We start from the raw sequence: 19,813 nt of genomic DNA on the forward strand, positions 1-19,813 counted from the left end.
AAATTCAAGTACGACTAGTCAAAAGCTAGATATTAACTTGCTTCAGAAAGGTAAATATTTTCAAATGCTAGCGGCTTACCACAATGATAACCTTGAGCATAATCAACACCCATACGCTTCAATAACTGCTTAGTGATATCGTCTTCAACAGACTCAGCAATGGTCTTAAGATTCATCACCTGCCCCACCTTATTCACAGCATCAACCATCGCTGCATCAATACGGTTTTTACTCATACTACGAATAAATGCACCATCAATCTTTAGGTAACTCACCGGTAAATCTCTTAAATAGCTTAATGATGAAATCCCACTTCCGAAATCATCTAGCGAACCACTCGCGCCAATTTCAACCAAGTCATTAAATAAAACCTGAGCCTTCATGAAATTAGCAAGCACTACAGACTCAGAAACCTCGAAGCACAACATAGAGGCAGGAACGGTATTATCTGTTAAGACTGCTTGAAGGTAGTCAGTAAATGAATCATCACTCACGCTATCTGCAGATAGGTTAATAGTGAAAATTTGTTTTTTGTTAGACGTAAAGTTACCACTAGCGATATTTTTAACCGCTTTCTCCACAACCCAACGATCAACACTCCCCATTAGTCCTAAGCGTTGTGCAGCTGGCATAAAGCTACCAGGAGATAGCACTTCGCCCTCATGAGGCATGCGAATCAACACTTCATACTGACAGTCCTCACTACCATCAACACCCTGCAAAGGAACGATAGGCTGTACATATAAAGAGAAGCCATCATGCTTTAACGCACTATTTAGAATCCCCTCCCAATCGGTACTTTTCTCTTTCTCCGCCTCAGAAGAGACCTCTTTATCATCTTGAATATACAACTGATTACGACCAAGTTTCTTAGCCATATAACAAGCTTCATCTGCCTGAAGCATCAACCTACCCATATCAGTCACACGTGACGATGAGTCAAATTCTATAACACCAATACTTACACCTACTTGAAAAGTATTTTGGTTCCACGTAAATCGATAAGCCTGTACGTCCTGCAATATACGTTCTAAAACTTTTTGAGCTCGCTGTATACCGCAACCAACTAATAAAATCGCAAATTCATCACCTCCTGTTCTGGCTAGCTTATCAGTACTACGAACACGCCTAGAAAATAAGTCAGCGACTTGCTTGAGTAATTCATCACCAGCAGCATGACCACAAACATCATTAACCGTCTTAAAGTGATCTAGATCTAAATAACATAGTACATTTACTGCTTTGGTTTCTTGGCCACTAGCAAGTACTTCTTTTAAGTTTTCTTGAAAGCTTTTACGGTTAAGAAGACCCGTCATTGAATCTCTTGAAGCCTGTTGATAAAGATCCTCCATCGCTGCACGATCATCAGTAACATCTTGAATAACTAGCGCGACATAATCAATTTCACCAGAACCACTCTGCACTGGCACAGTTTTCAACCTTACATATTTGGAGTCGGAATTTTTCGTCAGCATTTTCACATCGTGAAGATCAAATACACTCTCTGCATTTAAAAACTGGTCCGCAATAATTTGTCGCAAAGAACCTTCTGCACGAAGCCCTTGCAAAGAAACAACACTCTCAATAGAAAGACCTGTCGCATCATCAACATTCCAGCCAGTCAAAGTACAGGCAGCCTCACTAAGATACTCCGCTTCATATTGGCGATTAACCCTAATCACACCACCAACCGTTGCCCCCAATACAGCTTCTGTATTTTTAAATGACAATTGAGAAGCGCCATGGGTTAAACCCAAAACATCTTGACTTTCGAGCGACTGGGTCTTTATCTTGTAGAAAACAACACCAAGAGTGACTGCAATTAACAATAATACAGTCTGAATCATTGGTAAGTAGACTTGAATTCCTGCTAAATCAGCTACATTAAACAACTGCAGCCCTGCGAGCATTAGACTCAGGGTTACAAGCAGTACTAACGTCATCACAGGAATGGTATTACTCTGCCCTACTGGTACATTACTGACTTTCATATCGTCACTTTATTATTTTTTTTATTGCCTTAATAATTACACATGAAAACTTACAATGACCACCACTTTTTATGACTACCCGACGAACAGCGCTCAACCTTTTAAAAGCCAAACGAAATGATTTCAGGCCAACTTAAAGACAATAAATTAATATAAACTTTTATTTAATCAAATTTATATTTGATTACTTGACTTAAATACGGGTTTATCGGTAAATGATATTAATTAATTATTAAGGTGAGATTAAGATGAGCACAATTGATTACGACACGTTAAGTAAATCCGATTTATTAAATATAATGAAAGAAATTCCATTAGAAATAAAAAAGCGCGATAAATCTTTGAAAAAAGATTTGCGTGAGAAAATGCATAAATTAGCCGAAGAATCTGGATACAGTCTAGAAGAAATCCTAGACAAGTCCAAAACCAAGCCTACAAAAAAAGCAGCAGCTAAGTACCAAAACCCTGAAGATGACAACCTAACTTGGTCAGGACGTGGCCGTAAGCCACTGTGGATAATCGCTGCACTTGAAGCAGGTCTTACATTAGACGACCTAGCAATCGACTAACATAAAACCTTATATAGCTACCGGTATAACAATATTTTTAAGACCGGTAGCTAATCCCAAAAAGACTGATTCGCTATAGCTACTTAATACCACATTCTTTATAATCCATTCTTACAACAATAAATAACAACAGACTAGCATCCAAGTCATCGCTAGCGCCGTAAGACAGGGTTGTAACAATACGTTTCTTTATCTTATAAATTCAGATAACAAACGTTGAATTCTTTAAATGTAACTGGACCTAGCGGATCATGATAAAAGCCTTATTCTCAGCGCTTATAATAACAATTACCTGCGCCGTCACAGCTTCAGCTCAAGACTCTCTCCTTCGCCCTAGCGAAGCATTCAAGCTATCTACTGAAGTCATTAACGCCAACACCATTCGTGCGACTTGGACGATTGAAGATGGCTACTACCTATATAAAGATAAAATCGACTTCATAAGCGAGACTGACGATTCGACGATAGGAATATTTTCAAAGCCTGCGGGCAAAACAAAGCAGGACCCTACGTTCGGTGAGGTTCAAATATACCGAGATACGGTCGCTTTCGATCTACCGCTTACTCATGCAGCCATCACACCATCGACACTTACTCTACTAAGTAAGTCACAAGGCTGTGCTGACATAGGTCTTTGCTATCCTCCGCAAAAGCGCACAGTAACTGTCGACCTACCAGAAGTCGATACACAACAAATTGAAAAAAGTATTACTAGCAGCGTTAGCAAGCGCCCTATTAGTCTAGCCCAGCAATTAGGGTTAGGAAGCACTGGTGGCATAAGCTCTATTTCTGGAAGTACAGCGCTTGAAAACGATTCAAGCCAACCACTTCATCCAGATGAAGCATTTGCACTCGATGTGATTGCGACTGATAGCAATACTATAAATGCCAGATGGAATGTGACACCCGGTCATTATATTTATCAGCATAAAGTAGCTTTTAAAATAATTAACACAGATGCTGACATTAAACTTGGTAAGCCATCTTTACCGGAAGGCAAAGCATTTAATGATGTTTACTTTGGTGATGTCGTTACCTACGAAAAAGATTTTGATGTAGTAGTACCTGTTCGTGGTTACCAAGAAATATTAGACATCGAAGTTAAATACCAAGGCTGCTCAAAATTAACTGGGATCTGCTACCCAGAACAAACAAAAACACAGACCGTAGATTTTTCTAGTTTCGAACCTAGCGATAAAGATTTAATATCACCTGAAGATACAGCCGATACCTCCACGGATGAAAGCTTAACTTCAGTCAAAACATCACTAATAAGTGAAGTTACTCCTTCGGGACCTGTTTCAGAACAAAGTGTGTTAGGTGATATTCTAAAGAATCAAAGCATCTGGACTGTAGTCGGCGCTTTCTTTTTAGGTGGATTATTATTGACCTTCACGCCTTGCGTATTCCCGATGATTCCTATTCTTTCAGGTATTATCACTGGTCAAGGTGAAAGCCTTACTAGAGGTCGCTCATTTGCGCTATCACTGGCTTACGTAATCCCCATGGCATTAACCTACGCAGTTGCAGGTGTCATCGCGGGCTATACTGGTGCCAACTTAACAGCCACACTACAAAACCCTTGGGTGATTAGTGTTTTCGCTATGTTATTCGTAGTACTTTCATTCTCAATGTTTGGTTTCTATGAATTACAAATGCCTAGCGCCATACAAAACCGATTAAATAACCTTAGCAATACTCAACGCAGTGGTAGCTTATTCGGCGCAGGTATTATGGGTATTTTATCAGCCCTAATAGTTGGCCCTTGCGTAACTGCACCACTAATTGCGGCACTTGCCTATATTGCTGATACAAAGGATGTCGTCTTAGGTGGCCTATCGCTCTTTATGTTAGGTATGGGTATGGGTGCGCCCTTATTAGTCATTGGCTTCTCTGCTGGTAGCATACTTCCCCGTGCTGGCGCATGGATGGAAACCGTTAAACACGTCTTTGGTGTAATGATGCTCGCATTGGCGATTTGGATGCTCGACAGAGTTATCGCACCTCAATTCACGCTTCTCCTGTCGGGCATGCTATTAATTGGTAGCGCTATTTACTTAGGCGCAACTGATACGCTAAATGAGCAATCCACAGGCTGGAAACGATTATGGAAAAGTAGCGGCGTTGTTGCACTACTATTCGGAGTCATTTTAATTGTAGGCGCAGCAGCTGGAAGTAAAAGCTATTTCTCACCGTTATCAGGCTTACTATCAACAGGACAAGGAGCAAGCAGCACTAATGAGAGCCAGGCTACCGAAGGACTCAAATTTCAAAGAATCACGAGTTTGGTGGACTTAAATAGCCAGATAGAAAAAGCCAAGTCAAACAATAAAGCAGTCATGTTGGATTTTTATGCTTACTGGTGTTTGCCTTGCCGAGAGATGGAACATAGTGTGTTTAGTGACATGTCGATTGTGACGTCACTGGAAGATACTGTACTACTACAAGCTGATGTAACAGACATGACCGCAGAAGACGGTGAACTCCTAAAGTCTCTTAACGTCTTTGGCCCTCCTCATGTAGTTTTTTATGACAAAAATGGCGAAGAAATGAAAGACTATCGAATTAGTGGCGAAATGAAGCTTCAACCCTTCAAACAGCACATTCAGCAGTTTTTGAGTAGCTTGTAGCTTATATGACTAGGGAAAATATATATTCAATTCATCTTGCATATAGATACCTCCCCAACTATAATCTGCGCTCATTCTGGTGCGGGGTGGAGCAGTCAGGCAGCTCGTCGGGCTCATAACCCGAAGGTCGTAGGTTCGAATCCTACCCCCGCTACCAATTTTTGAATGAGCGATTTCAAGAACATTCGTTGTAAGCGCTTAGCTACATTGGGTGCTTACACAAGAATAAAAAGGCCCCGTTATCGGGGCTTTTTTATTATCTGCTTTATGGGATAAAGACACACATGCAAGAACAATTAGACCAATTAATCACATCAGTTGTTGAGGGCTTAGGCTTTCAATTATGGGGCTATGAATACCGCCCTCAGACTGAAAGTGCCCTGCTGCGTATCTTTATCGAAAATGAAGGCGGCGTATCAATCGATAACTGCACTCAAGTAAGTCGCCAAGTTGGTGCTGCTCTTGATGTTGACGATTTGATCCCTGTTGCCTATATATTAGAAGTATCATCTCCGGGTATAGACCGTGTTCTATTCTCGAAAGATCAATACGAAGCTTACATTGGTGAAGACCTTAAAGTTAGAACTCGTACACCTATTGATGGACGACGCAATTTTAGAGGCTCTCTGGTATCAGTTCACGATACTCATGTCACAGTTGATGTTGACAATGAATCGTTTGAAATACCATTCGATGTTATAGATCGGGCCAGATTGGTGATGGCATAAGGTGATGAAAATGATGCCCACTAAATTTATAAGGAAGGACTCATGAGCAAAGAAATATTGTATGTTGTTGACGCAGTCTCAAATGAGAAAAACGTTGACCCTGAAATTATTTTCGATGCAGTAGAAACGGCACTTGCTACAGCTACTCGCAAGCGTTACGGCATGGAATTCGATGTTCGCGTTACGATAGACCGTGAGTCTGGAGAGTATCAAACATTCCGTCGCTGGCAGGTTATCGACGATGAAGATCCAGAATTCGAATCAACTGAACGCCAGATCCTTCTTAGCTATGCTAAGGACAAAGGCTTAGATGCTGAGATCGGTGATTTCATTGAAGAACAGATTGATTCTGTTGAATTTGGTCGTATTGCAGCGCAAACTGCTAAGCAGGTTATCGTACAGCGTGTTCGTCAAGCTGAGCGTGAAAAGGTTGTTGAAGCCTTTATGGATCGTATCGGCCAACTAGTACTTGGTACTGTTAAGCGTACAGATCGTCGTGGCATCGTTTTAGACATGGGTGATAACGCTGAAGCGATTATCCCTCGTGAAGAAATGATTCCTCGTGAGAATGCACGTGTTGGTGACCGTATGCGTGGTCTGCTAAAAGAGATTCGTGAAGATATTCGCGGCCCTCAAATGATCGTCAGCAGAACAGATAATAAATTCCTAATCGAGCTTTTGAAGCTAGAAGTGCCAGAAATTGGTCAGGAATTGATAGACATCATGGGTGCAGCACGCGACCCAGGATCACGAGCGAAAATTGCAGTACGTGCAAACGTGCCAAACTTGGATCCAATCGGTGCTTGCGTTGGTATGCGTGGCTCACGTATCCAGACAGTGACTAATGAGTTAAGTAATGAGCGTGTTGATATTATCCCTTGGGATGATGACGTTGCTCGCTTCACTATCAACGCAATGCAGCCTGCGACGGTTACGTCTATTGTTGTAGATGAAGATCAGAACAGCATGGACATTGGTGTTGATCCTGAGAAGCTATCTCAAGCCATTGGTAAAGGCGGACAAAATGTACGCTTAGCAAGTGAGCTAACAGGCTGGACGCTCAATGTAATGAGTGAAGACGATGCAGAAAGTAAAGCGGCTCAAGAAACAGCAGCAATCATTGAGCTATTCGCTGAACAGTTAGATGTTGACGAAGAAGTTGCAATTATTCTGCATGAAGAAGGCTTTACCACACTCGACGAAGTTGCTTATGTTCCTGTTGAGGAAATGAGCCAAATCGAAGAGTTTGATGAAGACATTATTGAAGAACTAAGAAGTCGTGCTCGTAACGCCCTACTGACCCTAGCAATATCAGGTGGCAACGGTAAACCAGCAAAAGATCTATTAGAAATGGATGGGATGAACGAAGAACTTGCTAATAAACTAGCGAATTCAGGCATTTGTACCATGGAAGATTTAGCCGAGCAGGCTACTGACGAGTTAACCGTCATCGAAGGCATCGACGAAACACTAGCGGCTGAGTTAATCATGACCGCTCGTGCACCGTGGTTTGCTGATGAAACTGCTTCGGACAGCGACAAAACAGGCACTGCCTCTAACCAGTCTGAGTCAGATGTTTAAGGCGACAGGAGAAATAGAATATGTCAGAAATTACAGTAAAGAAACTATCCGAAATGGTCGGAGCTCCAGTCGAAACTTTGTTGCAGCAGATGCAGGATGCAGGCATTCACGTTAAAGGCGCAGATGACAGCATTACTGACCGACAAAAATTAGATTTACTAGAGCACATCAGAACAAGTACTGGTACTGTTGAAGATACTCAAAAGACAGGAAAGATTACTTTAAAGAAACGCTCTAACAACGAACTAAAATTAGGCGGCGCGGGTAAAGATTCTCGCACTGTAAATGTTGAAGTTCGTCGTAAGAAAACAATTCTTCGCAAGAATACAACTGCCGCACCTATTGCGACAGATGCACCAGCAGTTGAAAGCGCTGAGCCAACAAACGCTGGCACTAGCCGCGCTGAAGAGTTAGGTAAAGAATTGGAAGCAGAGCGTAAAGTTCGTGAGCAAGCTGTTATCGCTAGTCGTGAGAAAGCGGCTAAGAAAGCGGCGCCTGCTAAAGAAGCAATAAAAGAAACTGAAGTTGTCGCTGAAGCGCCAAAAGCGGTTGATACCCCCCTTCCCGCTAAAGAAGCTACTCCTAGCCCAGAAAAAGTTGTCGAAGTACCTGTTGCGACTAAACCAGTTGAAAAGAAAACTGAAAAGCCAGCAGAAAAAGCTAAGCCAACGCCAGCAGCGGACATAAAACCTACAGAGGAAAAGCCATTAGAGGCTACCCCTGCCAAAGCGAAAGTATCTGAGGAAAAAGTGGACGTTAAAGCTGATGACAAGACTGAGAGTACAACTGATACTCCAGCAAAACCAACACTGACAGTAAACAAGTCAAAGCCTGAAGATCAGCTTGACGCAAATGGTTTACCAAAAGATCCTAAACTTCGTCGCGCCGCTGTTGCAGCAAAAGCACGTGCCGAAGCAGCTGCTATATTTAAAAAGCGTCCATCTCGTGTTAAGCCCAAGCCAGTTGTTGCACCTACGCCAGTAAAACCAGTTGAAGCGGCTAAGCCTGCTGCAGCTAAGGCGGCACCTGCAAAACCAGCTACACCTGCAAAACCTGCTGAAAAGGCTAAGAAAAAACCATTCCAAGGTCGCGCAAACTCTGCACCACTAAATATTAAAGGTGGTAATGGTGGTCGTGGTGGAGCAAACCGTAAAGGTGGTAAAGGCCGACGTGGACAACGTCGCAACGAACCAACAGTTGACCAGTCTACAGAGCATGGTTTCGAGAAACCGACTGCACCAGTTATACGTGAAGTTGAAATTCCAGAAACAATTGTTGTATCTGAACTAGCACTACAGCTTGCTGTTAAAGGTGCAGACATCATCCGTGCGATGATGGGTATGGGCGTAATGGCTACTATCAACCAAGCACTTGACCAAGACACAGCAATATTAATTGTTGAGGAGATGGGTCACAAAGGTGTTCCGGTTAAAGCTATCGATGAGGAATCACAAGTTGCTGACTTGATCGAGAACCTTGGCGATTTCGAACTACACGCTCGTCCTCCGGTTGTAACTATCATGGGTCATGTTGACCACGGTAAAACATCATTACTTGATTACATCCGTACAACACGTGTTGCATCTGGTGAAGCAGGTGGAATCACACAGCATATTGGTGCTTACCACGTTGAAACTGACAACGGTATCGTGTCATTCCTAGATACACCTGGTCACGCGGCATTTACCGCTATGCGTGCTCGTGGCGCTAAAGCGACTGACATCGTTATCTTAGTAGTTGCAGCTGATGATGGCGTTATGCCACAGACTAAAGAAGCAATTGAGCACACACGTGCTTCAGGGGTTCCTTTGATCGTAGCAATCAATAAGATTGATAAAGAAGGTGCTGATCCTGAAAAGGTTAAGACTGAACTATCTAACTTCGGCGTAATTGGCGAAGACTGGGGTGGCGAAGATATCTTCTGCAACGTTTCTGCTAAAACAGGTCAAGGCGTTCCAGAACTACTAGAAGCAATTCTTTTAGTCGCTGAACTACAAGAGCTAAAAGCACGTACAGATGGTCCTGCACAAGGTCTAGTTATTGAATCTCGTTTAGAAAAAGGACGTGGTGCAGTATCTACCGTTCTTGTTCAGCAAGGTACTTTGAAGCGTGGTGACATGCTACTTGCGGGTGCTGAGTACGGTCGTATTCGTGCAATGATTAATGAAGACGGCAAACCTGTTGAAGAGGTAGGCCCTTCTATTCCGGTAGAAATACTAGGTCTTTCAGGCACACCTTCTGCTGGTGAGCCAGTAATGGTAATGGGCAACGAGCGTAAAGCACGTGAAATTGCTGAGAAGCGTCACAATAAAGAACGTGAAACTCGTTTTGCCGCTCAACAAGCAGCTAAGCTTGATGAGATGTTCTCTAAGATGCGTGACGGTGAAAAGTCTGCATTGAACGTTCTGCTTAAGACTGATGTACACGGTAGTTTGGAAGCACTAAGAGACTCTCTTAATAAGCTTTCTACGGATGAAGTTGTTGTTAAGATTGTATCGTCGGGTGTAGGTGGAATCAGTGAAACTGATATCGCACTGGCACAGGCAGCTGATGCAGTCGTGATGGGCTTCAACGTACGTGCTGATGTAAGTGCTCGACGTATTGCCTCTGAAGCTGGTATCGAACTTCGCTACTACAGCATTATCTATGAGCTAATCGACGATGTACGTGATGCACTAAGTGGCCTATTGAAGCCTGAGCTTCGTGAAGAGATGACAGGTCTTGCTGAAGTTAAGGGTGTCTTTAAAGGCTCTGGATTCGGTGCGATTGCTGGTTGTTTGGTTACTGAAGGTGTTGTTAAGAAAGGTAACCCAATTCGTGTCCTACGTGACAACGTTGTTATCTTCGAAGGCGAGCTAGAGTCTCTACGTCGCCATCAAGAAGATGTTAATGACGTACGTATGGGTACTGAATGTGGTATCGGTGTGAAGAACTACGATGACGTCCAAGAAGGCGACCAAATCGAAATCTACACGCGTACTATCATCGAACGAACACTGGAAAAGTAAATGCCAGCAGATTATTCCCGTACTGACCGCATCGCGGAGCAGATCAAACGTGAATTAGCATTATTGATTCGCAACCATGTCAAAGACCCTCGGGTCGGCATGGTTGGGATTCTAGATGTTAAAGTCACTAAAGATTTAGCGCAGGCAAAAGTGTATTTTGACATGCTCCAAGCTGAAGATAGCAAAGAGTGTGAAATAGCATTAAATCGCGCAGCTGGCTTTTTGCGTCGTGAATTGGGTCGCGCAGTGAAATTACGCGCAACCCCTTCTTTGAAGTTTATTTATGATGATACTGAGCTAAAAGCTAACCAGCTTTCTCACCTCATCGATAAAGCAGTAGCATCTGATGTTACTGCTGACACAAAAGAAGACTCTACAGACTAAATGCCAAAACCTAGAAAAGGAAATCCCCTTGATGGGATTGTATTGATCGATAAGCCACTAGGCTTAAGTTCAAATATAGCACTTCAGAAAACAAAGCGGATTTTCCAAGCACAGAAAGCAGGACACACTGGTAGCCTAGACCCTTTAGCTACCGGTGTACTTCCTATTTGCTTTGGCGAAGCGACCAAAGTTTCCGCCTTCCTCCTCAGTTCAGATAAACGCTACGTCACTACCGCTCAATTGGGTGTTACGCGTACCACTGGCGACTTAGAAGGCGACATTGTTGAGAACAGAGATGTTCCAGCACTTGATGAAACCTACATTGAATCTATCCTTAAGCAGTTTCGCGGCGATATAGAGCAAACTCCACCCATGTATTCAGCATTGAAACATGAAGGCGTTCCGCTTTATAAATTAGCCCGCCAAGGCATAACGATCGAACGCAAACTTCGTACTGTCACTATCTATAATATAACCTTGCTAGCATTTACCGCAGACACCATTACTTTAGATGTCAGATGCAGCAAAGGTACTTATATCCGTACCTTATTAGAAGATATTGGTGAAGCAATGGGCTGTGGCTCGCATCTGAATGACTTACGTCGCACAGAAGTCACGCCATTTACCGGTCAACCAATCTATACGCTGGAAGAACTTGAAGCACTTGCTGAAAAGGGCGAAATCAACGATACCCTACTTCCAATAGATTCAGCGATACCACACTACCCGAGAATAGACCTTGTAGAAGAGGAAGCTATACGCTTGCGTAATGGACTTCGTGTAGAGAGAGAAGACGTTCCTGAAGCTGAAGGTATAAGACTTTACTACCCAGATGGGCGCTTTTTAGGAATAGGCCAACGTCATGAGTCAGGCACACTTGCCGGAAAACGACTAATGAGAACAGATTAAAGGTTCATCACTATTTATCGCGGCTACCAAAGCGTGATATGATGCGCCGCTTGACCCTTCGCTTGGTATTAATTCATCGTAATTAACTCTCGGCATTGGGATTATCAATAGATTCACACATGTGAATCAATGTATGGAAATAAAAGACAATGTCTTTAAATGCAGAAATTAAAGCAGCTATCGTTGCTGACTACGCAGTAAAAGAAGGTGATACTGGTTCTTGTGAAGTTCAGGTTGCTTTGCTAACAGCAAACATCAAGCACCTTACTGAACACTTCAAAGAGCACAAGCATGACCACCACTCACGTCGTGGTTTGCTAAGAATGGTAAACCAGCGTCGTAAATTGCTGGACTACCTAAACGGCAAAGATTCTGGCCGTTACCAAGTTTTGATCAAGCGTCTAGGTCTACGTCGCTAAATCGATTCCAAGAAACACCGCTTCACGGCGGTGTTTTTGATTGGGCTATTACTGAACTCCCTCATTGCTCTTAAAAGCTATAAATAAAGAGCAACAGAAGCGAAAGCTGTAACCCCACATTCGCAAGATAAATTGTCACGCAGGAAGGTTGTTCAAAAGCGTTTGGGCAACAAGTAAATCTTACACCGACTGTTTTTGAACAGCCTGCCGGTGGCTCTAATTAGAAAGGAAAAATTATGTTTTCTGTTGTAAATACAACATTCCAGTATGGTGAGCATACTGTAGAACTAGAAATGGGCGAGATCGCTCGTCAAGCAAGCGCTGCTGTAAAAGTTGATATGGGCGGCACGGTAGCATTAGTAAGTGTCGTTGGTAAAAAGAAAGCAGACTCTGGTCGCGACTTTTTCCCACTGACAGTTAATTACCAAGAAAAAGTATACGCTGCTGGTAAGATCCCTGGTGGTTTCTTCAAGCGTGAAGGCCGTCCAAGTGAAGCGGAGACATTGACAGCACGTCTGATCGATCGTCCTATCCGCCCTCTTTTCCCTGCAGGCTTCATGAATGAAGTTCAGGTTATTGTAACAATCGTATCTATCAACCCAGAAGTTGATCCTGCGATTCCTGCAATGCTTGGTACATCAGCTGCACTTGCTGCTTCTGGTATCCCATTCGCTGGCCCAATTGGTGCAGCAAAAGTTGGTTTCATTGACGGCGCATACGTACTTAACCCAACTAAGACTCAACTAGAAACATCTAAGCTTGAGCTTATGGTTGCGGGTACAGATGACGCAGTACTAATGGTTGAATCAGAAGCTCAAGAGCTTTCTGAAGAAGTTATGCTAGGCGCTGTTGTGTTTGGTCACGAGCAAATGCAAAACGCTGTTGCAGCAATCAAAGAGTTCGCTACTGAAGTAGGTAACGAAGCTTGGGACTGGACTGCTCCAGTAAAAGACACTGCATTAGAAAGTAAAGTTGCTGAAATCGGTGAAGCTGACGTTGCTGCTGCATTCCAAACTGCTGACAAGATGGACCGTCAGGACAAGGTTGCTGCATCACTTAGTAAGATCATTGAGACTTTGGCTCCAGAAGGTTCTGGCGAAGATGCACCTTCCGTTGACGCTATCAAAGACGCATTTAAAGGTCTTGAGAAGAAAGTTGTTCGTGGTCGTGTAATCGCTGGCGAGCCTCGTATTGATGGTCGTGACACTACAACTGTACGTGCTATCGAAGTACGTGTTGGTGTTCTACCTCGTACACACGGTTCTGCACTATTCACACGTGGTGAGACTCAGGCGTTGGTTGTTACAACACTGGGTACTGCACGTGATGCACAGATCATTGACGCACTTAGCGGTGAGTACAAAGATCACTTCTTATTCCACTACAACTTCCCTCCTTATTGTGTTGGTGAGACTGGTTTTGTTGGTTCACCTAAGCGTCGCGAAATCGGTCACGGCCGTTTAGCTAAGCGTGGTGTTTTAGCGGTTATGCCTAAGCAAGAAGACTTCCCGTACACAGTACGTGTTGTTTCTGAGATCACAGAATCAAACGGTTCAAGCTCAATGGCTTCTGTTTGTGGTTCATCGCTTGCATTGATGGACGCTGGTGTTCCAATCAAGGCACCTGTTGCTGGTATCGCAATGGGTCTAGTTAAGGAAGGCGACAAGTACGCTGTCTTAACTGACATCTTGGGCGACGAAGATCACCTTGGCGACATGGACTTTAAAGTTGCTGGTACACGCGAAGGTATCAATGCACTTCAGATGGATATCAAGATCACTGGTATCACTAAAGAGATCATGCAAGCTGCACTCACTCAAGCACACGGTGCTCGTCTACACATCCTAGATGAGATGGAGAATGCAATCTCTAAGCCGCGTGAAGAGCTTTCTGAGTACGCTCCTCGCTATGTGACTATGAAGATCAATCCTGACAAGATCCGTGAAGTTATCGGTAAAGGTGGAGAGACTATTCGTAGCATCACTGAGCAGACTGGCGCACAGATTGATATCAGCGATGACGGTACTATTCAGATTGCTGCTATTGACGGTGTTGCTGGTAACAAGGCGAAGGCTATGATCGAAGCGATCACTGCTGAAGCTGAAGTTGGCAAGATCTACGAAGGTAAAGTTGCGAAGATTATGGACTTCGGTGCATTCGTAACAATTCTTCCTGGTAAAGACGGTCTAGTACACATCTCACAAATCAGTGATGAGCGTGTTGAAGACGTTAATGCTCACCTGAAAGAAGGTCAGACTGTTCGTGTTAAGTTGCTAGAAATCGATCGTCAAGGTCGTATGCGTCTAAGCATGAAAGAAGTTGGCACTGAAGATGCGGCGCCTGCTGCAGAAGAAGTAAAGACTGAAGAAACACCAGCTGCTGAGTAATCTCATAACAGCCCAAAAGCTTACTTTAGGGTAAGCTTGAAAAAAGGCTTCTTTAGTTAGAGGCCTTTTTTTTTGCATCTAAAAAGCATTACACTACGTTAATACTAGCAATACTAATAAACTACTCCCTTGGATATTTCGGATGGAAGATAACTTCGCTGAATTACTTGAATTATGCGCAGAGCAAGATCAGCGCGCATTTAAAAAGCTATATCAAGAAGCCTCGCCCAAGCTTTATAGCTTAGCATTACGCTTGCTTCAAAAACCTGAGTTAGCTGAAGACGTACTCCAAGAGGCATTCATCAAAATCTGGCAAAAAGCTGGCACTTATAACTCACAAAAAGGTAAAGCATTTACCTGGATGGCAACCGTGACACGTAACACGTCATTGGACAAATTACGTAGCTTGAAACTAAAAGCCGCTGAAACGAATGTACAATATGAAGGTTTAGATTTTGCGTCTGATGATTTAGAGCCTGACCATCAGGAAGATCTGAGCCAAGAAATGCAAAGGCTACGCGAGTGCCTAAAGCAATTACAACCTGCTCAACGAGAATGTATATTGCTTTCATACTATTACGGACATACACACCAAGAATTATCCGTAAAACTAAATAAACCACTTGGAACCGTGAAAGCGTGGATCCGACGTGGGCTGGAGTCTCTTAAACCATGTCTAAGCTAAATAGATACCAAAACCCTGAAATCTTTGAAAGATTAGCCATGGCTTATGCCGCTGGCACATTGCATGGTCGTGCACGATTGCGCTTTGAAGCACTCAAGAATCAGCACTTTTATCTTGAGGCAACGACTAATGCCTATGAGAGTAAGTTTGGCAACTTAGCTGAACTACTTCCAGGTGAGAAACCATCTGATCAAGTATGGAAAAATATTGAAGAAAATATTCAAGTCGATGCACCTGCTAGAAACGTCGCTAAAAAGTCATGGTTTGGTTGGCTTTCAAACGGCTATGCGTATGCTTTAGCAGCGCTACTCGTTACTACCTTTATGATTGTAAACCCCCTATCCACTAGTCCAGATGCAGTTGCTTACGCTGCAGTACTTGAAGATTTTGAAAATACACCCGTTGCCATTACACGCATCACACATGATGATTTGTCCGTGTCTGTGGACATGGTTAAAGACATCCCACTTGAAGATGGGAAAGTTTTGAAACTTTGGTGCCATCCTAAAAATGGTGGTGAGCCTCGCATGATGGGTGAAGTATCTAAAACAGGTCAGACGATTATCAAGATTAATGCTAATCAGTGGGAGCATATGCAAACTATTGGCATATTAGAAATTAGCCCTGAGCCAAGTAATCTTAGTGATAGCAAATCTCGTAAAAACATCGTAACGTTAAGAGGACAGTTAAGCCCTATTTCTGAAAAGTAAAAATAAAATATGATGAGCAAAACAACTTTAAAATACCTGTCACAAATTCGTGCAGGTATTTTACTATGTAGCACACTCGTTTTAGCCAGTTGTGCCACGACCGCAGAGTCAAACTCCTACCGTGTAAACTTCCCTCCCGATAGCCTTTCAGGCGATCGCTACATGGATATTAAACTCATGGGTAGCATTGCCCTCAGCGGCGCCAAAGTTAACGGCCTGCCTGTTGTGGAAGTCTCTGACCTAGCTTGGGACAATGACACACAGACTCTCTACGGCATCTCTGATGATGGTTACCTTTACACACTTAAGCTAACGCTTAATCAAGGAATGTTGAGGCAAGCAAAAATCACTAATGCGGTAAAACTACTTGGGAAAAACAAAAAACCATTAAAAGGCTCTAAAAAAGACCCTGAAGGTTTGAGTATCAAAAACCATAAAAACGGCAACAAGAATGACGCAGAGCTCATTATCTCATTTGAAGGTAGTAGCCGCATAGATCGCTACAACACCAAGGGTGAGTACCTTGGAGACGTCAAAATACCTAAAAAACTCACCAAGAAGAAAAGCTACCGTAATAATAATAAAGCACTAGAGAGTGTCACCATACATCCTCGTTATGGCGTCATTACCGCAGCAGAGTTACCACTCAAGGCAAACTCAAAAAAAATCCAAACCTTATACTCTCAACACGGTAAAGAATGGAATTTTACCCCTAATAACGCGAAAGAAAGCTCGGTGACTGCCTTAGAAGTTTTGGAAAATGGTGACATTTTAGTCTTGGAACGCGCCTTCTCCGGAATCTTTAGTCCGCTAATTATTAGTTTAAGACAAATACAGCTTAATAAATGCAACAAGAAAAACCTGTGTGCTGTAAAAGATATTGCGATATTTGATAGTACCAAAGGCTGGAACGTTGATAACTTTGAAGGTTTAACTAAGCTTACTGGTAACCGTTATTTGATGGTTTCAGATGACAATAAAAGCCCACTACAACAATCCATTATGGTTATGTTTGAAGTGGTGCAATAACGCTTAATTCGGTGTCGCTCGGGCAACAGCCCACACCGTCACTTTCTCAACACCGGCTGCTTTCAGTACTTTTGATAACTCATTACTGGTGGCGCCGGTTGTTACTACATCATCCAAGATGACAACATGCTTCGGCACTGTTGAACCCAACTTCACTGAAAAGACGCCTCTTAGATTCTTAGCGCGCTCATCACCTTTTACTAAGGTCTGCGCCTCCGTATAAATAGTTCTTTCTACACCCTTCAAAAGTGGGATAGCGACAGTCTTATTAATCTCACGATACAACTCTTGCGCCTGGTTAAAACCACGTGACCTCAGTCGCTTCTTATGCAATGGAACAGGCAGTATCGCATCGGGTAATTCAAAGTCACCCTGAACTATTTGTTGTGCCATTAACCGACCCAATACTTTTGCCGCACTGAGCTTATGACCAAACTTCATTTTCTTTATTAGGTAGTCAACAGGTGAAGCATAATGCACAAAACAAATCACCTGATCACTCAGCCATGGTGATTGTTGGCAAGCACTACAATAATCTAGTTCGGTACTTTCAATCGGTAACGCACAGCCGTTACAGCTATGCAAAATCCAAGGTAAGTCCTGTTGACAACCCATACACAAAGAAATGCCAGCATTACCCGTCTCCGAGCAGCTGGCATCACACAATAAACAAGAAGGCGTAAACAAGCGTTGTAATGAATCACGTATGCTTATCGTCACCTTCATTGTTTAGTCCTACAACTTAAAACGTTAAGTCGTAAATATACATATGCACATAGATACTAGCAACGTATCCAAGTGCCACAGCCCATGCCCACTTTAGGTGAGACATAAACGTATAAATACCACGAGCCTGCCCCATTAGCGCCACACCCGCAGCAGAACCAACAGATAGCAAAGAACCACCCACACCTGCTGTTAATGTCACTAGCAACCACTGACCGTGAGATAGGTCGGGGTTCATACTTAATACCGCGAACATCACCGGAATGTTATCGACAATCGCTGATAGTACGCCGACTAATACGTTAGCTGTTGAAGCACCTAATACGCCATAAAGTAAACCAGACACCTGCGCTAAGTAACCCAATGCACCGAGACCACCAACACATAATATTACGCCGTAGAAGAACATCAATGTGTCCCACTCTGAGCGTTGTAACTGGTTGTAAATATCAAAGCGGCCTACTCGGTTATCATCAACAGCCGATTTTTCACTGTTTTTTAGGTGATGCCCATAAAGTTGAAGTAAACCTAGTCCGGTCATCATTCCAAGCATTGGAGGAAGGTGGAAGAAGTTATGGTAAGAAACTGCTAAGAAGATGGTGAAGATGAATAAACCAACTACAACAAACGCACCATACTTAAGGCGTGTTTCTTCTTTCTTAGGTTCTGGCTTCCCGTTAGGTAGGAAGAACGACATAATGATTGCAGGGATTAACCAGTTCACTAGCGCCGAAGGTAGTAGACCGATGAAACCACCGAAACTTACTTTACCTGCCTGCCAGACCATCAATGTAGTGATGTCACCAAATGGGCTAAACGCACCACCCGCATTGGCCGCAACAACGATATTTACACAGGCAAGGACCGCAAATTTCTTAGTTGTCTCATCCGCAAGAATAGCCGCACGGCCACCCGCAACCGAGATAACTACGGCAGCCATTAGCAACGCTGTTGTCAGGTTATCTGCTAGTGGTGAAATAACGAACGCTAGAACGCCCGTAATCCAAAAAATACCACGAAGCGTAAAGCCTTTAGAAATCAACCAACCACGTAACGCGTCAAATACACCACGCTCTTCCATCGTGTTGATGTAAGTCATTGCCACCAGTAGGAATAGCAATAAGTATGCATACTCCAACATGTTATGACCTAAGAACGCATCAACCTGCTCAGTCTGACCAATACCTGCATAGGCAATCGCAACGATGACCCAAATAATACCTGCAGCAACAATCACGGGCTTAGACTTACGAAGATGAATCACATCCTCAAGAATAACCAGCGTGTAAGCAATAACAAAGATACCAACAGCAACCCAGCTTAGTGGTAATGCTGTTAAATCTTGAGGAATGAGTGGTGCACTACTTGATGCAAATGCAGACGACATCGTCGCTAAAAGCATGGCAATAAATAGTGTTATTTTAGAATAGCTAAACACAATAAAAATCTCAGTTTAGGTTATTATTCGATAACCCGTTGAACAAAAAAGTGCGCGGAGTTTATCATGCAACCTACTAAAAACTGAGAGATAAAATGGATACTTTAAATCACTTCAACCAGCAAGGCGAAGCGCACATGGTCGATGTTGGCGATAAATCTGTCACGCACCGTGTAGCTGTCAGTGTTGGGCGAATTGAGATGCTATCTAATACACTAGAACATATAAAACAGGGTACTAACAAAAAAGGCGATGTTTTAGGAATTGCGCGTATTGCGGGGATTATGGGGGCTAAGAAAACGGCTGATTTGGTGCCGCTTTGTCACCCGTTGGCGCTGACTAAAGTTGGGGTAGATTTAGAAATACAAGATGAGCCACCAGCAGTGCTTTGTACGGCTACAGTTGAGACGCGTGGACAGACTGGCGTGGAGATGGAAGCGCTGACTGCTGTGCAAGTTACGTTACTGACTATTTATGACATGTGCAAGGCGGTGGATAAGGGTATGCGGATTGAGGGGGTGCAGGTGATTGAGAAGAAAGGTGGGAAATCTGGGGATTGGAAAGTTGCCTCCTAAAATCAGAATAGAACTCTACCTCTCTTAAGTAAAGTCTATACAAA

Annotated in this window: 16 protein-coding genes and 1 tRNA gene; 14 read left to right on the top strand and 3 right to left on the bottom strand. The window is 43.2% G+C overall.

Translation table 11 applies throughout. The features are described 5' to 3' along the window. Positions 1 to 32: 32 nt before the first annotated feature. Complete coding sequence (locus DKT75_RS02305; RefSeq protein ID WP_109821816.1) at positions 33 to 1,991, bottom strand: putative bifunctional diguanylate cyclase/phosphodiesterase; 1,959 nt, start codon at positions 1,989 to 1,991, stop codon at positions 33 to 35. 248 nt (positions 1,992 to 2,239) lie between these two features. Between DKT75_RS02305 and DKT75_RS02310 the strand changes: the two genes are divergently transcribed. The 13 genes from DKT75_RS02310 to DKT75_RS02370 all read left to right on the top strand — a co-directional run bounded on the left by DKT75_RS02310 (position 2,240) and on the right by DKT75_RS02370 (position 17,030). Further along, on the top strand, positions 2,240 to 2,560 hold the full coding sequence (locus tag DKT75_RS02310; RefSeq protein ID WP_109821817.1) for an H-NS histone family protein: 321 nt from the start codon (positions 2,240 to 2,242) through the stop codon (positions 2,558 to 2,560). A gap of 251 nt (positions 2,561 to 2,811) precedes the next feature. Beyond that, entirely contained in the window at positions 2,812 to 5,190 is a 2,379-nt protein-coding gene (locus DKT75_RS02315) for a protein-disulfide reductase DsbD (protein WP_109821818.1), read from the top strand. A gap of 80 nt (positions 5,191 to 5,270) precedes the next feature. Beyond that, a tRNA-Met gene (locus DKT75_RS02320) sits at positions 5,271 to 5,347 on the top strand. 127 nt (positions 5,348 to 5,474) lie between these two features. Continuing rightward, a complete protein-coding gene (gene rimP / locus DKT75_RS02325; protein WP_109821819.1) occupies positions 5,475 to 5,918 on the top strand; it encodes a ribosome maturation factor RimP in 444 nt (147 codons plus the stop codon). 42 nt (positions 5,919 to 5,960) lie between these two features. Continuing rightward, positions 5,961 to 7,499, top strand: coding sequence for a transcription termination factor NusA (nusA, locus tag DKT75_RS02330; protein WP_109821820.1), 1,539 nt, complete (start codon positions 5,961 to 5,963; stop codon positions 7,497 to 7,499). Between the two features lie 20 nt (positions 7,500 to 7,519). Then, positions 7,520 to 10,507, top strand: a complete 2,988-nt coding sequence (gene infB, locus DKT75_RS02335) for a translation initiation factor IF-2 (RefSeq protein ID WP_109821821.1) — start codon at positions 7,520 to 7,522, stop codon at positions 10,505 to 10,507. Beyond that, on the top strand, positions 10,508 to 10,891 hold the full coding sequence (rbfA, locus tag DKT75_RS02340; RefSeq protein WP_109821822.1) for a 30S ribosome-binding factor RbfA: 384 nt from the start codon (positions 10,508 to 10,510) through the stop codon (positions 10,889 to 10,891). Then, positions 10,892 to 11,800 carry a tRNA pseudouridine(55) synthase TruB gene (truB, locus tag DKT75_RS02345; RefSeq protein ID WP_109821823.1) on the top strand — a complete coding sequence of 303 codons (909 nt, stop codon included), beginning with the start codon at positions 10,892 to 10,894 and terminating at the stop codon, positions 11,798 to 11,800. It abuts the gene before it with no gap. A gap of 149 nt (positions 11,801 to 11,949) precedes the next feature. Next, positions 11,950 to 12,219, top strand: coding sequence for a 30S ribosomal protein S15 (rpsO, locus tag DKT75_RS02350; RefSeq protein ID WP_109821824.1), 270 nt, complete (start codon positions 11,950 to 11,952; stop codon positions 12,217 to 12,219). 236 nt (positions 12,220 to 12,455) lie between these two features. Continuing rightward, positions 12,456 to 14,606, top strand: a complete 2,151-nt coding sequence (pnp, locus tag DKT75_RS02355; RefSeq protein ID WP_109821825.1) for a polyribonucleotide nucleotidyltransferase — start codon at positions 12,456 to 12,458, stop codon at positions 14,604 to 14,606. 142 nt (positions 14,607 to 14,748) lie between these two features. After that, on the top strand, positions 14,749 to 15,291 hold the full coding sequence (locus DKT75_RS02360) for a sigma-70 family RNA polymerase sigma factor (RefSeq protein ID WP_109821826.1): 543 nt from the start codon (positions 14,749 to 14,751) through the stop codon (positions 15,289 to 15,291). Further along, positions 15,279 to 16,001, top strand: coding sequence for an anti-sigma factor (locus tag DKT75_RS02365; protein ID WP_109821827.1), 723 nt, complete (start codon positions 15,279 to 15,281; stop codon positions 15,999 to 16,001). The genes DKT75_RS02360 and DKT75_RS02365 overlap by 13 nt, the downstream gene beginning before the upstream one ends. Positions 16,002 to 16,010: 9 nt before the next feature. Continuing rightward, positions 16,011 to 17,030, top strand: a complete 1,020-nt coding sequence (locus DKT75_RS02370; protein ID WP_109821828.1) for an esterase-like activity of phytase family protein — start codon at positions 16,011 to 16,013, stop codon at positions 17,028 to 17,030. 3 nt (positions 17,031 to 17,033) lie between these two features. Here DKT75_RS02370 and DKT75_RS02375 read toward each other — a convergent pair whose 3' ends face one another. Then, positions 17,034 to 17,756 carry a ComF family protein gene (locus DKT75_RS02375; protein WP_109821829.1) on the bottom strand — a complete coding sequence of 241 codons (723 nt, stop codon included), beginning with the start codon at positions 17,754 to 17,756 and terminating at the stop codon, positions 17,034 to 17,036. Positions 17,757 to 17,772: 16 nt separating this feature from the next. After that, the gene (nhaD, locus tag DKT75_RS02380) at positions 17,773 to 19,158 is read right to left on the bottom strand and encodes a sodium:proton antiporter NhaD (RefSeq protein WP_109821837.1); all 1,386 of its coding nucleotides are present in this window, start codon (positions 19,156 to 19,158) and stop codon (positions 17,773 to 17,775) included. 131 nt (positions 19,159 to 19,289) lie between these two features. Between nhaD and moaC the strand changes: the two genes are divergently transcribed. Continuing rightward, entirely contained in the window at positions 19,290 to 19,769 is a 480-nt protein-coding gene (gene moaC / locus DKT75_RS02385; RefSeq protein WP_109821830.1) for a cyclic pyranopterin monophosphate synthase MoaC, read from the top strand. Positions 19,770 to 19,813: the final 44 nt, after the last annotated feature.

The organism is Leucothrix arctica (assembly GCF_003172895.1).
Lineage (GTDB): Bacteria > Pseudomonadota > Gammaproteobacteria > Thiotrichales > Thiotrichaceae > Leucothrix > Leucothrix arctica.

What these genes read in the sequence shown, in the direction of transcription:
- DKT75_RS02305 (WP_109821816.1), bottom strand. Translation starts at nt 1,991, where the DNA reads ATGAAAGTCAGTAATGTACCAGTAGGGCAGAGTAATACCATTCCTGTG.
- DKT75_RS02310 (WP_109821817.1), top strand. Translation starts at nt 2,240, where the DNA reads ATGAGCACAATTGATTACGACACGTTAAGTAAATCCGATTTATTAAAT.
- DKT75_RS02315 (WP_109821818.1), top strand. Translation starts at nt 2,812, where the DNA reads ATGATAAAAGCCTTATTCTCAGCGCTTATAATAACAATTACCTGCGCC.
- rimP (WP_109821819.1), top strand. Translation starts at nt 5,475, where the DNA reads ATGCAAGAACAATTAGACCAATTAATCACATCAGTTGTTGAGGGCTTA.
- nusA (WP_109821820.1), top strand. Translation starts at nt 5,961, where the DNA reads ATGAGCAAAGAAATATTGTATGTTGTTGACGCAGTCTCAAATGAGAAA.
- infB (WP_109821821.1), top strand. Translation starts at nt 7,520, where the DNA reads ATGTCAGAAATTACAGTAAAGAAACTATCCGAAATGGTCGGAGCTCCA.
- rbfA (WP_109821822.1), top strand. Translation starts at nt 10,508, where the DNA reads ATGCCAGCAGATTATTCCCGTACTGACCGCATCGCGGAGCAGATCAAA.
- truB (WP_109821823.1), top strand. Translation starts at nt 10,892, where the DNA reads ATGCCAAAACCTAGAAAAGGAAATCCCCTTGATGGGATTGTATTGATC.
- rpsO (WP_109821824.1), top strand. Translation starts at nt 11,950, where the DNA reads ATGTCTTTAAATGCAGAAATTAAAGCAGCTATCGTTGCTGACTACGCA.
- pnp (WP_109821825.1), top strand. Translation starts at nt 12,456, where the DNA reads ATGTTTTCTGTTGTAAATACAACATTCCAGTATGGTGAGCATACTGTA.
- DKT75_RS02360 (WP_109821826.1), top strand. Translation starts at nt 14,749, where the DNA reads ATGGAAGATAACTTCGCTGAATTACTTGAATTATGCGCAGAGCAAGAT.
- DKT75_RS02365 (WP_109821827.1), top strand. Translation starts at nt 15,279, where the DNA reads ATGTCTAAGCTAAATAGATACCAAAACCCTGAAATCTTTGAAAGATTA.
- DKT75_RS02370 (WP_109821828.1), top strand. Translation starts at nt 16,011, where the DNA reads ATGATGAGCAAAACAACTTTAAAATACCTGTCACAAATTCGTGCAGGT.
- DKT75_RS02375 (WP_109821829.1), bottom strand. Translation starts at nt 17,756, where the DNA reads ATGAAGGTGACGATAAGCATACGTGATTCATTACAACGCTTGTTTACG.
- nhaD (WP_109821837.1), bottom strand. Translation starts at nt 19,158, where the DNA reads ATGCTTTTAGCGACGATGTCGTCTGCATTTGCATCAAGTAGTGCACCA.
- moaC (WP_109821830.1), top strand. Translation starts at nt 19,290, where the DNA reads ATGGATACTTTAAATCACTTCAACCAGCAAGGCGAAGCGCACATGGTC.